General features: G+C 62.0%; 10 protein-coding genes. 6 read left to right on the forward strand and 4 right to left on the reverse strand.

Annotated features, from left to right (window positions below):
* The first annotated feature begins 211 nt into the window (after positions 1 to 211).
* The 5 genes from H8B14_RS03120 to H8B14_RS03140 all read left to right on the forward strand — a co-directional run bounded on the left by H8B14_RS03120 (position 212) and on the right by H8B14_RS03140 (position 5,980).
* Positions 212 to 760: an RNA polymerase sigma factor gene (locus H8B14_RS03120; protein WP_187314128.1), complete on the forward strand. Its 549-nt coding sequence runs from the start codon at positions 212 to 214 to the stop codon at positions 758 to 760.
* A gap of 46 nt (positions 761 to 806) precedes the next feature.
* Positions 807 to 1,613: a HEAT repeat domain-containing protein gene (locus H8B14_RS03125; RefSeq protein ID WP_187314129.1), complete on the forward strand. Its 807-nt coding sequence runs from the start codon at positions 807 to 809 to the stop codon at positions 1,611 to 1,613.
* Positions 1,614 to 1,712: 99 nt separating this feature from the next.
* Positions 1,713 to 2,489, forward strand: a complete 777-nt coding sequence (locus tag H8B14_RS03130) for a DUF4097 family beta strand repeat-containing protein (RefSeq protein WP_187314130.1) — start codon at positions 1,713 to 1,715, stop codon at positions 2,487 to 2,489.
* A gap of 51 nt (positions 2,490 to 2,540) precedes the next feature.
* Complete coding sequence (locus tag H8B14_RS03135) at positions 2,541 to 3,251, forward strand: DUF4097 family beta strand repeat-containing protein (protein WP_187314131.1); 711 nt, start codon at positions 2,541 to 2,543, stop codon at positions 3,249 to 3,251.
* A gap of 161 nt (positions 3,252 to 3,412) precedes the next feature.
* Positions 3,413 to 5,980, forward strand: a complete 2,568-nt coding sequence (locus tag H8B14_RS03140) for an outer membrane beta-barrel family protein (protein WP_187314132.1) — start codon at positions 3,413 to 3,415, stop codon at positions 5,978 to 5,980.
* A 123-nt stretch (positions 5,981 to 6,103) separates the two neighbouring features.
* Here H8B14_RS03140 and H8B14_RS03145 read toward each other — a convergent pair whose 3' ends face one another.
* Positions 6,104 to 6,853, reverse strand: a complete 750-nt coding sequence (locus H8B14_RS03145) for a shikimate dehydrogenase family protein (RefSeq protein WP_187314133.1) — start codon at positions 6,851 to 6,853, stop codon at positions 6,104 to 6,106.
* A gap of 186 nt (positions 6,854 to 7,039) precedes the next feature.
* The gene (locus H8B14_RS03150) at positions 7,040 to 7,696 is read right to left on the reverse strand and encodes a DedA family protein (protein ID WP_187314134.1); all 657 of its coding nucleotides are present in this window, start codon (positions 7,694 to 7,696) and stop codon (positions 7,040 to 7,042) included.
* A gap of 168 nt (positions 7,697 to 7,864) precedes the next feature.
* Here H8B14_RS03150 and H8B14_RS03155 point away from each other — a divergent pair, with 168 nt between their 5' ends.
* The gene (locus H8B14_RS03155; RefSeq protein WP_187314135.1) at positions 7,865 to 10,270 is read left to right on the forward strand and encodes an erythromycin esterase family protein; all 2,406 of its coding nucleotides are present in this window, start codon (positions 7,865 to 7,867) and stop codon (positions 10,268 to 10,270) included.
* Positions 10,271 to 10,299: 29 nt separating this feature from the next.
* On the opposite strand, the gene H8B14_RS03160 is transcribed toward H8B14_RS03155, so the two are convergent.
* Positions 10,300 to 10,959, reverse strand: coding sequence for a spermidine synthase (locus H8B14_RS03160; RefSeq protein WP_187314136.1), 660 nt, complete (start codon positions 10,957 to 10,959; stop codon positions 10,300 to 10,302).
* Between the two features lie 165 nt (positions 10,960 to 11,124).
* A complete protein-coding gene (locus H8B14_RS03165; protein ID WP_187314137.1) occupies positions 11,125 to 12,048 on the reverse strand; it encodes a TraB/GumN family protein in 924 nt (307 codons plus the stop codon).
* Positions 12,049 to 12,100 lie beyond the last annotated feature (52 nt).

The raw sequence follows: 12,100 nt of genomic DNA on the forward strand, positions 1-12,100 counted from the left end.
AGTGCAAGAAGGGCCAAGCACACTTTTGCAATTGCAGCAGCCGCGTGGCCAGAGAGGAATAAACAGTAGGCTGTCGGGCCCGCCAAGCCGGCGGTATGCTCGCGCTTATCAGCTTTTCTGAAAAATAATTTTCGGAGCTTGTAACGAATGAGCATTGGGGCGGTACTCAGGGCAGCAACACTTCTTCACGCTTCGTCAACCGCCGCCTTCCGTGCCCGCAGCCGCCTCTCTCAGCGACGAAACCCTCATGCAGCAGGTGCAAGCCGGTGACCTAAACCAGCTTACTCCTTTGTTTGAGCGCTACCACGGCCCGTTGTTTGGCTTCCTGGCACGCCTCAACAACGGCGACCGGGACACCGCTCAGGATTTAACCCAAAATGTATTTCTACGCCTGCTGAAGTATCGCGCCAGCTATCAGCCAGGTCTGGTGTTTAGAACCTGGCTTTACCAACTGGCCCGGCACGTGCACGCCGACCACTGGCAGCGGCGGGTGCCGCTACCTACCGAGCTGGAAACTCTGGAGCGCACTGCTTTCCATGGCCGCGCTGCCCAGGCCCAGCAAGCTGCCGCCACGCAGTGCCATGGGGTACAGGAGGCGTTGGCCTTGCTGCCACCCGCCCAGCGCGAAGTACTGGAGCTGCACCGGTTTCAGGGGTTCAGCTACGCTGAAATCGGGGAGCTGCTGGGGTGCACAGAAGGCGCCGCCCGCGTGAAAGCGCACCGCGCACTGGAAGCCTTGCGCGCCATTTACTTCCATTGATCTACCAGCCATGAGCTCTGAAACCGCCTCTACATATCCTGTTTGCGTGAGTATAGCACCACTGCTGGCCGACTATGCCGCCGGGGAGCTATCCGCCACCGAAGCTAGCCGCATAGCCGCGCACCTGCCGCAGTGCGCGGCCTGCACGCAGCACGTGCAGCAGCTGCGTATGCTGCTGGGCCAGCTCGCCGACTTACCGGTACTGGTTCCACCATTGGCAGTGCGCGACAACTTTCTGGCAGCGCTTGCGCACGAACAAGCGGCACAAGCCGCCACGGCCCCACTACCGTCCCAAGCCCAACACCCCGAGGCGCGGGTGGTGCTGCTGTGGGCCCCTACTCTGGCCGGGCAGTGGCTGCGTGTGGCGGCCAGCGTGGCCCTGCTGGCTGTGGGTGCACTGTTGGGTATGCTACTCAACCAGCAGCGCCTCAGTCCGGCCGGCCTTTCTTCGGCAGCATCTGAACTGAGCACGCAGTTGGCCGCAACTGCAGCCCAGCCGGCCAGCGCCAGCTACCGGCTACGGCTGGTGCAGCAAACTCCGGCCTCTCTGCCCCCCGGCGACCCTGCTGTCCAGATTCTCGTAACAACGCTCAATGCCGACCCTAGCCCCAACGTGCGGCTGGCCGCGGCCGAAGCCCTGTACCGCCTGCGTGCCGACCCGCGGGTGGCCCCGGCACTGGTGCAGGCGCTACCCAACCAAACCGACCCCAATGTGCAAATCACGCTTATTGAGTTACTGGTTGCCCTGCGCGACCGGCGGGCAGTGCTGCCGCTGGAGCGTCTTGCCCGCCAGCCCGATGCCCTGCCGGCTGTGCGCCAGCAAGCCTCGCAGGGCCTGGGCCTGTTGATCTGACCTTTTTCCTTACTACGGCAGCCGTGCCTGAATACCGCCGCACTACGCAGCGGGTGGCTTGCTGCGGCCTTTACCTGACTCTCATTTTTTCCATTTCCCATGAAAAACGCACTTACTCTGGGCGCTCTGTTGGCCCTCGCTGCTGCTGCCCCGCTGCATGCACAGGAATACAAAACCCGCTTCAATGGCCGCCAGGACCGCAAGCTGGTACTGGAAATGCGCGGAAGCAACGTAACAGTGGAAGGCTACGATGGCGACGAGGTGGTAATTCGGGGCGGGACATACGAGCCGGCACCCAAACAGGCCGAAGGGCTGCGCCCACTCTACAATACGGCCGAAGACAACACCCGCCAGGGCCTGTCTGTGACACCGTCCGGATCTACGCTGCGCGTTGTGCAGGCCGGGCGCCACAAGGCCGACTATGTAATTCGGGTGCCCCGACGCACGGCGCTGGAATTCACCCAAACTTCCTGGACCGGCGGCAATGTGCGCGTAACTGACCTGGAAGGCAGCGTGGAACTCACACTAAAAAGCGGCAACGCCCAGCTTACCAACGTGGCGGGGCCGGTGGTGGCCAGCAGCACCAACGGCAACATTACAGTGCGCTTCGCTGGCCCGCAGACTGCCCCCAGCTCCCTGTCGGCTATTAATGGGGCGCTCGATGTGACGCTGCCGGCTGCTACCAAGGCTACCCTCACGCTACGCTCCATGTCGGGCGAAATCTACTCGGGCTTTGAGCTGGCAACTGTCAAAGCCCCCGACAATCTGCAGCGCGTGGGCGGCGGGCATACCATCAGCGGCAGCCTCAACGGTGGCGGCGTACAGATGGCCCTGAAAACCATCAACGGCGACATTTTTCTGCGCAAAGCCAAGTAGCGTGGGCTGGCCATTCTCACCTGATTTCTTCATCACTTCATCACTACTGCTATGTTTCGCCTTGTTTTCCTGCTGGCTTTGCTGGCTGCCCCGCTGGCCGCATCGGCCCAGAAAGTATTGGTTAAGAGTGCGCCTGTGGCTGCAGGCCAGCCGATAGTACTCGACCTTAAGCACGCCACCACTATTCGGATCCGGCCGGCCACCGACGGCAAGCTGCACCTGCAGGCGAATGTGCAAATCAACCAGAACAAGCTCAACGATGCCTTCCAGCTCAACCTGACCAATAACAACAAGGAACTGCGCGTGGAGTCCGACCTCGACAAGACGCTGCTGGCCAGCGCCCAACCCGGCGACTGTCCCACCAATAGCGGCACCACCACTTACTACGGCAACTGGAATAACGGCCAGGACCGCGCCCCGGTGTGCGCCGATATCGTGTTTGATATCAGTCTGCCGCCGGGCACTGCCCTGCGCGTGAGCACCATCAGCGGCAATATCGACGTGCTGGGCCTCACAGGCGAGCTGCAGGCAAAGTCCATCAGTGGATTTGTGGATGTAAGCTGGCCGGCCACCCGCGGCGCCCAAGTAGCCCTGAAAACCATTACCGGGGAAGTATACACCGACCAGGAGGTGGCCTTCAACAACAAGCAGCAAAACCCCATTGTGGGCTACGAAATGCGAGGGGTGCTGGGGAGTGCCAGCGGCCCGGCGTTGCGACTGGAATCTATCAGCGGCAACGTGTTTTTCCGGAAAGCCAAATAATGCATTGAATGGGTGGTTGCAACTATTCGGTGGGCTCTATGCAACTGGCAGTATATATCGGCCGCCTGTGGCCTTATAGCTCTTACTGATTGCAGCAGTTGCTACCATGTGCTTTCAGCTTTACCCTCGCTAACGTTACCCTTGCTGATTTCTTTCTGGTTATGAAACACGCGCTACCCTGGTTGCTGAGTGGCTTGCTTGCCGCACCAGCCCTGGCTCAAACCCCAACTGCTCCTGCCGCGCCGCCCGCCGGTGGGCGCCCAGCAGCCCCGGCCACTACGCCCCGCCTGGCGCTGCCCGAGACGCCGAAGGGCGCGGGCCGCATTACGGGCACCGTGCTAGATGCCACTACCAAAAAGCCCGTGGAGTTTGCCACCGTGGCTCTGCTGCCCGCCACCGGCGAGCGGCCCCTGGACGGCACCGCCGCCGACGAGCGCGGCCGGTTTGTGTTGAAAGGCCTGGCCGCCGGCGCCTACCGGGTGCAGGTGAGCTTTCTGGGCTACGGCGTGCGGGTGGAGAACGTGACGGTGGCCGATGGCCCCGTGGACTTAGGTAATCTGCTGCTGACTTCCACGGCCCAGAAGCTGGGCGAGGTGACCGTAACCGGCGAGCGGGACGTGGTGGAAACCAAGCCCGACCGCCTCGTGTACAACGCCGACCGCGACCTGACCAACACCGGCGGAACCGCTGCCGACGTGCTCCGCAAAGTGCCCCTGATCAGCGTGGACCCCGACGGCAACGTGGAGCTGCGCGGCACCTCCAACGTGCGCGTGCTCATCAACAACAAGCCGTCGGGCATTGTGGCCAGCTCGGTGGCCGATGCCATGAAGCAGATTCCGGCCGACCAGATCAAGACGGTGGAGGTGATTACGACGCCGGGCGCCAAGTACGACGCCGAAGGCACGGGCGGCATCATCAACATTACGCTCAAGAAAAACAACCTGGAGGGCACCAACGGCAGCGTAGGCGTGGCGGCCGGCACACGCAGCTCCAACGCCAACGCCTCGCTGAACATGCGGCGCGGCAAAATCGGGATTAACAGCTCGGCCAGCGGCTTTGCCTTCTATAGCCCCAACCGCAACGACCTGACCCGTAGCGTGCGCAACGAGCAAGGCCTATTGGAACCTTCGCTACGGCAGGAAGGCGACGGGTTTACAATTGGCGGCGGCGGCTTTGGGCGGCTGGGCTTCGACTATGACCCCAGCAAGCAGCACAATTTCAACCTGAGCGTGCAGGGCAACCTGTTCCGCAACAAAGGCGACTACGACCAATTCAACCAGCCGGCGCTGCTGCCGGCCTTCACGCGCGCCACCGACCGTGGCTTCCGCACCCAGAGCTACGACGCCAGCGGCTCCTACACCCGCACGTTTGAGGGGCAGCCCAAGCGCGAATGGAGCGTGTTGGGCCAGCACACCCGCAACCGCAACACCCAGCGCTACGACCTCGACCAGTACCCGGGCCGTGCCACCGACGGCGAGCGGACTTACCGGGAAGGCAGCGACAACCTGAGCCGCAACCTCGAAACCACGCTCCAGACTGACTACACGCACCCGTTCTCGGAAACTGCCACCCTGGAAACCGGCGCCAAAGGCATTCTGCGCCGCGTGAGCAGCCAGTACGATGTGCAGATTGACCCCACCGGCAACAGCCCGCTGGTGCGCAGCGCCGCCCGCTCCAACACCTTCGACTACGACCAGGATGTGCTGTCGGCGTACGCCACGTATGGCTTCAGTGTCAGCAAGAAGGTGAGTACCCGGCTGGGCGCCCGCCTGGAGCGCACCGACATTACGGGCCGGTTCACGCAGGGCGAGGCCAGCCGCTTCACGCAGAACTACACCAACCTGCTGCCGAATATCAGCCTAAGCTACCAGCCCGGCAAGCCCGGCCAAACGGTGCGGCTGGCGTATTCACGACGGATTCAGCGGCCCCAGATTTTCTACCTCAACCCATTCATCAACGCCTCCGACTCGCTCAACATCAGCTACGGCAACCCGCGCCTCAATCCCGAATTTACGGACAGCTACGAGTTGAACTACACCACTTTCGTGAAGGGCGCTGTGCTCAACGGCTCGGTGTATACGCGGCGCACCGGCAACGCCATCGAGACGGTGCGGTTCGTGGACGACGCAGGCGTGCAAAACCAGACGTTCCGCAACATCGGGCGCAATGCCACCTACGGGGCCAGTTTGTTTGGCTCGTTTAAGCCGGTGCCGCTCTGGGATTTGAGCGGCAACCTGAACTTCTACTATGTCTCGCTCAACAGCCCAGCCCTGGACGTAACCGGCACCGCCTTCCGCAACAGTGGCCTGATGTACAATGTCAACATCAACTCCAGCTATAAATTCGCCAAGCCCGGCGACGATACGGCCACGCCGTGGCGCAAGGGCCTCAGCCTACAACTCAATGCGGGCCTGAACTCACCGCGTATTCAGCTGCAGGGCCAGCAGCGCGCCTGGGCATTTTACTCGATGGGACTGCGCAAAAACCTGCTCCAGGACAAAGCCGACCTGACGCTGAACGCCGACAACTTCCTGCAGGCCACCCGCAACCTGAACACGATTCTGGAAACGCCGCAGTTCACGCAGGAAAGCAATAATTACATCTACCTGCGTGGTGTGCGCTTGGCCTTCAACTACCGCTTCGGCAAAGTATCCCCCCAGGCCCCCAAGCGCCGCAGAGGCATCCAAAACGACGACGCCAAGCAAGGCGAAGGCGGCGGCCAACAGTAATCAAGCTGTTTCAATAGAACGTCAGTCCGAGCGCAGCCGAGGAATCTCGCTGGTGTGGTAATTACCATCACAACGTCAGCACACGAGATTCCTCGGCTGCGCTCGGACTGACGTTCAGGAGATTTAAGACTTTCCCTGCCAGATCTTCCACGCTTCTTCGGCCTGAATACATAGCATCTCGAAGCCGTTTTTGGTGTGGGCCCCCACCGCCTGGCCACGCTTCATAAACTCGGTTTCGCGAGGGTTGTAAATGAGGTCGTAGAGGTAATGTGCCGGGGTGAAAACTGAGTAGTCGAGCGGCGGGCACTGCTCAGTATCAGGATGGGTACCTAGTGGAGTGGTGTTGATGATAAGATGATGGTCGGCGAGTAGCGCAGGCGTTAGCTCATTGTAGGTGAGGCCGCGGCCCATGGGGTTTCTGGATACCACCCAGTAGCTAATGTTCAGCTCACGCAATGCTACCTCCACGGCTTTGGATGCCCCACCACTGCCTAATACCAGCGCCCGCAACCCTGGTGGCACTGGCTGCGGCAGAAAGCTACGCAGCGAGTCGCGGAAGCCAATGTAATCGGTGTTGTGGCCAATCAGGCGACCTTCGGCGGCAAACTCAATGACGTTGACGGCGCCCACCCGCGCCGCCGACGGCGCCACCTCGTTCAGGAACGGCCACACCTGCTCTTTGTACGGAATCGTGACGTTGAGGCCGCGCAGCTCCGGCTCCCGGGCCAGCAGCGCCGGCAGCGCCGTGATGGCCGGCAGCTCAAACAGCTGGTAGTGGTGGTCGGATAAGTGCAGACTGGCGAACTTCTGACTGAAATAAGTTTGAGAAAACGAGTGCTTCAGGGTCAGGCCGATGAGTCCGAAGGCGGGCATGGTAGCGAGGATAAGTGGAGAGCAGCAAACAACGCAAAGGACCGCGGATTACCGCATATTTCCCCGGAATCCCCGGATTTTGTGGTCGGTTTGCTGGAAAAGGCAGAAGGGCCTGCCGTGTGGCAAGCCCTTCTGCTTTGTTGTAGTTAGCCAGCGTAGCACCCGCCGGATGTTCTGGAAAGCGCGCTAGTTGGCCCCCACCCGCGACTCGCGGCGCGACTTGAAAAACTCGATAACGGCCGGCAGCACCGACAGTGCAATGATGGCCAGCACCACGAGGGAGAAGTTTTTCTGCACGATTTCCATCTGCCCGAAGAAGTAGCCGGCCAGCGTGAGCAAGGTCACCCACAGCACCGCGCCCACTACGTTGTAGCTCAGAAACTTGCTGTAGCTCATGGTGCCCACGCCCGCTACAAACGGCGCAAACGTGCGGATAATCGGGATAAAGCGGGCCAGAATGATGGTTTTGGCGCCGTGCTTCTGGTAGAAAGCCTGAGTGCGCTCCAGATGCTCCCGTTTCAGAAAGCGGGAATTCTCACGGAACACGCGCGGCCCCAGATAGTCGCCAATGTGGTAGTTGAGCGTGTCGCCGAGCACGGCGGCCACAATCAGCAAGCCCATCATCACCCACACGTTCAGGGGCGAGCCGGGCAGCGCAGCCAGCGAGCCGGCCGCAAACAGCAGCGAGTCGCCGGGCAGGAAAGGCAGCACCACCACGCCGGTTTCCACGAAGATGATGAGGAACAGGATGGCATACGTCCACATCCCATAATCCTGAATGATTTCAGCGAGGTGCTTATCGAGGTGCAGAACGAAGTCGAGCAGATGCTTCAGAATTTCCATGCGGAGGGGCGAGGTAGTAGAAATAGAACTACAAAGAAAGCGGAAAGCCACCGGAGTAGCGTGCCGCCAGTGGCTGGCAACCCTGGAAAGCCAAGAAAAATTCGGCGGCGCACATGCGCCAAGCGCCCAACACGTTATACTGCAGCCGTTATGTAACCGCTGATTTCTATGCCCAATTCTCTGTATCGATTATTCTTCGTGGTGCTCACGCTGCTGAGCTACCGCCCGGCCACCGCACAGGCCATCCTCAACCTGGATTTCGAGCCGGACGCCAACCGCCGCCAGCCGCTGCTGTTCTGGGGGCGCCGCCAGCAACCCGACGAGCTTCTGATTCGCGTCGACACCGTGGCGCCGGCTCAGCACGGCCAGGGCAGTTTGCTGCTGGATGCCTCGCTGGCCGAAGAGCCAGAAGGTTCCTCCGTGTACACCAGCGTGCCGGTTTCGGATTCGGTGCGGGGCCGCATAGCCACCGTAAGCGTGTGGGTGCGCACCGAAGAATTTCAGGGCACTGCCTGGCTGAAGGCCTACAGCTATTTTTTCACGGAAACCAGTCCAGATTCCGAGAAGATGTCGGAGAAAGATACCCGGGCTACCCCGCTGGCCATAGTAGCCGGCTGGCAGAAACTAACGGTACAGCTGCCCGTGGGCCAGACGGCCAACCGCCTCAGCATGTTGCTGGTTTTCAACGGCCGGGGCCGGCTGTGGCTCGACAACTTTGAGGTGCGCTACGACAACGGCCAAGCCTACCGCGACACGCCACTGGCGGGCACCGAGCCGCTGCTGCTGCCCCCCGGCACTCCGCTACCCGACTGGGACTTCGAGCGGCGCAGCCCTGCCCAGCTGCCCGGTGCGGCTTCCACTGCCCGCCGCTGGCAGCTGGACTCCACGGTGGCGCAACGAGGCCGGCGCAGCTTGCGCGTAGAGGCCGCTCCGGCCAGTGCCGTGCCCGTGTACCTGGGTCTAGTGCCCCTCGATTCGCTGCTGGGCAAAACCCTTACGGTGCGTGGCTACGTGCGCTATGCCGGCTCGGCCGTGGCGGGCCAGGCACCTCCAGCCCTGCTCTACCGGGTACTGGCCAACAGCGACTTGAGAATGTATCCGTATGACCGGCATAAGTGGCCTGGCACGCTCACGGCCAGCCCATTGCCGGAACCTGCGCCCGGCACGCCGTGGCAACGGTTCGAGCTGACGCTGCCCATCAGCGCCAAGCGTAACCTTTCGCAGCTGGCGCTGCTGCTGCAGCCCGGCGCGGCCCCGGTCTGGCTCGACCATATAGAGCTGCTGGCTGATGGCCGGGCCTTTTCGCCACCACCACCACCCGTGCCGGGGCTGCCTACCGCCGCCGAGCTAGCCTGGCTGCGCAAGGCCGCCGTGCCGCTCCGCACCACTGCCCCCGACGGCGGCGACCAGAAAGATCTGGCCGCTTTCGGGCAGTTGGTTGGGTCGGCACCGGTTGTAGGGTTGGGCGAAGTCACGCTGGGCTCACACGAGCAGATGCAGCTCAAGCACCGGCTGTTTCGGTATCTGGTGGAGCAGAAAAACGTGCGCGTGCTGGCCCTCGACACCGACCTGGGCGCCTGCCTGGCGTTGAACGACTATTTGCAAACCGGCACCGGCAACCCCCAGCAGCTGGTAGCCGACCTGCCCCTCTGGGACACCGAAGAAATGTTGGCCTTAGTGCGCTGGATGCGGACCTACAACCAGCAACACCCGACGGCCACCCTACAGCTGCTGGGCATTGATCTGCAGGAGGCGCCGGAGAGTTTGCGCTATCTGCGCCAGCGCCTGCCCGCCCAGGCCGGCTACCGGGGCGAGCTGCTCACGACCCTGCAACGCCAGCTCCGGGAACTGGCCGACGCGGGCATTTCGCTGAACTACCTGCAGAACGCCCCGCAAACCGACCCGCGGCTGGAAGCCGTGCGCCGCCTGCTGGCCGAGGTCCGCGCCGCCTTCGATGGTCCGGCCAAACTCCGGCGAGGCTACGGAGCCACGCCCGCGGAAGCGGCCACTCTAACCCAGCTGCTCCGCCAAGCCGAGCAGTACAGCGTCGTGCAAACGATGTCGTCGCGGTTCCGCCTCAGCTACCGGGCTGCGTGCCTGGCCGAGAATGTGGAGTGGGCCCGCACGCAGGCTAATGGCAAGGGCGTAGCGGTCTGGTCGCACAACACCCACCTCAAAACCTATGACCAGGACGATGCCACGCTGGGTGAAGTGCTGCGGCGCTACTATGGCCTCGGTTACGTAGCCGTCGGTTTTGCCCTCCACGAAGGCAGCTTCCGGGCCCTGCCTTCCACCGAGCCGCCCGCTTTTGTTACGGCCACGGCCATGCCCTCAGCCGTGGGCAGCTACGAGCACTACTTCCGGGCGGCCTCGTTGCCGGCGGCCTTCCTCAACGTGCGTGGGCCCGACCTGGCGCCGGGCACCCAATGGCTCTACGAAAACCTGCTGTTTCGCGACGGTACCCTGCGGCCCTATCCCCAGCCATTCAGCCGCCACAGCTTGCGCCGTGAGTTTGATGCGCTGCTGTATGTGCCCAAGTCCACGCCGGCAACCGGGGTCAGGGCTGCCAACTAAAACGGCCTCAAACTTCTGGTTTACACTCGCTACGCTGGTTTTTCCAGAATCAGCAGCCGGTTCAGCAGCTCCACCTCCACTTCCTTCACCGTGAAGCCCAATTGGGGCAGATACTCGGCCAGATCCTGCCCTTGAATACTCAGGTGCGCGGCCGTGAGCGTGTTGGCCAGCACCCGGCCGCCGGGCGTCAATAGTCGCCAGATCTGCTGCCAAAACTCCGGCGTCTGCAGGCCGGCGGGCAGGTCGAGGTCAATGAACAGGTCAATGATGATCAGGCCGAAGGTGGCGGCCGGCGCGGTGCGCACCCATGCAAAAGCATCGGCGCACACAATGGTGAGGTCGGGGCTGGGGCGAATGCCGAACTCCGTATCGGCTAGCTGAATGATGGTGGGGTCCAGCTCGATGGCCGTTAGATGGCCGGCAGCCGGGTGCTCTTTGCGCAACGTTTCCACCACCGAGCCACCGCCCAGCCCCAGCAACAGCAGCAGCCGGGCCTTTTCGGGCGCCACAAACAGCAGCCCGTAGCGTAGCACCCGCTGCAGCGAGCCATAGGAATAATTGGCGTGGCGCGTGTCCAGCAGCTTGCGGCCCCGGTACCACGTCACTTCCAGCGGCCCGTTGATGGGCGACGTGACGGTGCGGGTCAGCGGAATAAGGTAGCTCAGGTAGCGGCGAAGGTAGGTCAGCATGGCCGCGCAAGGTAAGGCCGGCCCGGCAGGAAGCGAAAATCCGGCAACGTGAAAAGCCGGGGCGCGACGAGTAAAGTGAGCACCCTGGGTCGCGCCGTTTGCATGGGCGCTCAGGAACTCACTTCACTCGTCGCGCCCCGGATTGTTGCGCTACGGAAGCTGGTTTTATTGCACCGCCTTCACTTGGTAGCCTTGCTGGCGAAGCAGCGCCAGTACGCCTTTGGGGCCGCCCAAATGGGCTGCGCCTACCGCGAAAAATGTGGGCTGGCTGGCCGCCATCTTCTCAATACCGGCAATCCAGCGCTGGTTGCGGTCATCAAGCAGCAGGCCGTTGTATTCGGTGAAGCCGAACATGCTTTTGCTGCTCATTTCCCGTAGGGCTTCTACCTGTTGGGTTTTGTAGAGAGCCAGCAACTGCTGCATTTCCTGCTTCATTTCCGCCTCCTTGCTCACCATGTCCGTCAGCATCTTGCTTTGCGCGGCGTACGGGATTTTATCGAAGATACCGAGCTGGTCCTGCATGGTTTCCAGGCCCAGCACTTCCTTTTTCTGCTCCTGAGCCATTTTCATAAACGAGGCTTCGTAGCTGGCCGGGGCGCAGCCCAGCACGGCCGGCATCAGCATCGAGCCCAGAAAAAACGGCTTGATGGCGCCTACCTTATCGATGGGCAGCCCGGCTTTGGCTTGCAGATACGTGCCCAGCGCTGCGTAGTCGGCAGGTGAAAGCAGCTTTTGAAGCGTCTGGCCATCCTGCATTAGCATGCCAGCCTGGGCCTGCTGGGCCATGGTGGGGTCGTCCATATCCATTTCCAGCACTACCTGCTTGCTGCTGCTCACGGCCTGCTTCACGGTTTCGGGCATCTGCATATCGGCCGGACAAATCATGTGGATGGTGCCAAACACATACGAAGGTGCGCTCAGGCCCTTGCCCGACACCTCCCACAACAGGGAATTGGCGGCCGCTGTGGCCGTCGGCTGGACTTTGGTGGCCGATTTGGCAGGTTTCTTCTGGGCTGAGGCAGTAAAGGCGGTCAGCAGCAGAGTAGCCGCAAAGGCAGTTTGACGAAACAGGCGCATAGGATTGGACATGAAAAAAGGGAAGATGCTGGTTGAATCGCCAAAGCTGGCAACTTATTACAGC

The sequence above is a fragment of the Hymenobacter puniceus genome (genome assembly GCF_014333525.1).
GTDB lineage: Bacteria > Bacteroidota > Bacteroidia > Cytophagales > Hymenobacteraceae > Hymenobacter.

Coding starts and splice junctions, on each gene's coding strand:
- H8B14_RS03165 (WP_187314137.1), bottom strand. CDS start 12,048: ATGTCCAATCCTATGCGCCTGTTTCGTCAAACTGCCTTTGCGGCTACT.
- H8B14_RS03155 (WP_187314135.1), top strand. CDS start 7,865: ATGCCCAATTCTCTGTATCGATTATTCTTCGTGGTGCTCACGCTGCTG.
- H8B14_RS03135 (WP_187314131.1), top strand. CDS start 2,541: ATGTTTCGCCTTGTTTTCCTGCTGGCTTTGCTGGCTGCCCCGCTGGCC.
- H8B14_RS03150 (WP_187314134.1), bottom strand. CDS start 7,696: ATGGAAATTCTGAAGCATCTGCTCGACTTCGTTCTGCACCTCGATAAG.
- H8B14_RS03145 (WP_187314133.1), bottom strand. CDS start 6,853: ATGCCCGCCTTCGGACTCATCGGCCTGACCCTGAAGCACTCGTTTTCT.
- H8B14_RS03130 (WP_187314130.1), top strand. CDS start 1,713: ATGAAAAACGCACTTACTCTGGGCGCTCTGTTGGCCCTCGCTGCTGCT.
- H8B14_RS03160 (WP_187314136.1), bottom strand. CDS start 10,959: ATGCTGACCTACCTTCGCCGCTACCTGAGCTACCTTATTCCGCTGACC.
- H8B14_RS03140 (WP_187314132.1), top strand. CDS start 3,413: ATGAAACACGCGCTACCCTGGTTGCTGAGTGGCTTGCTTGCCGCACCA.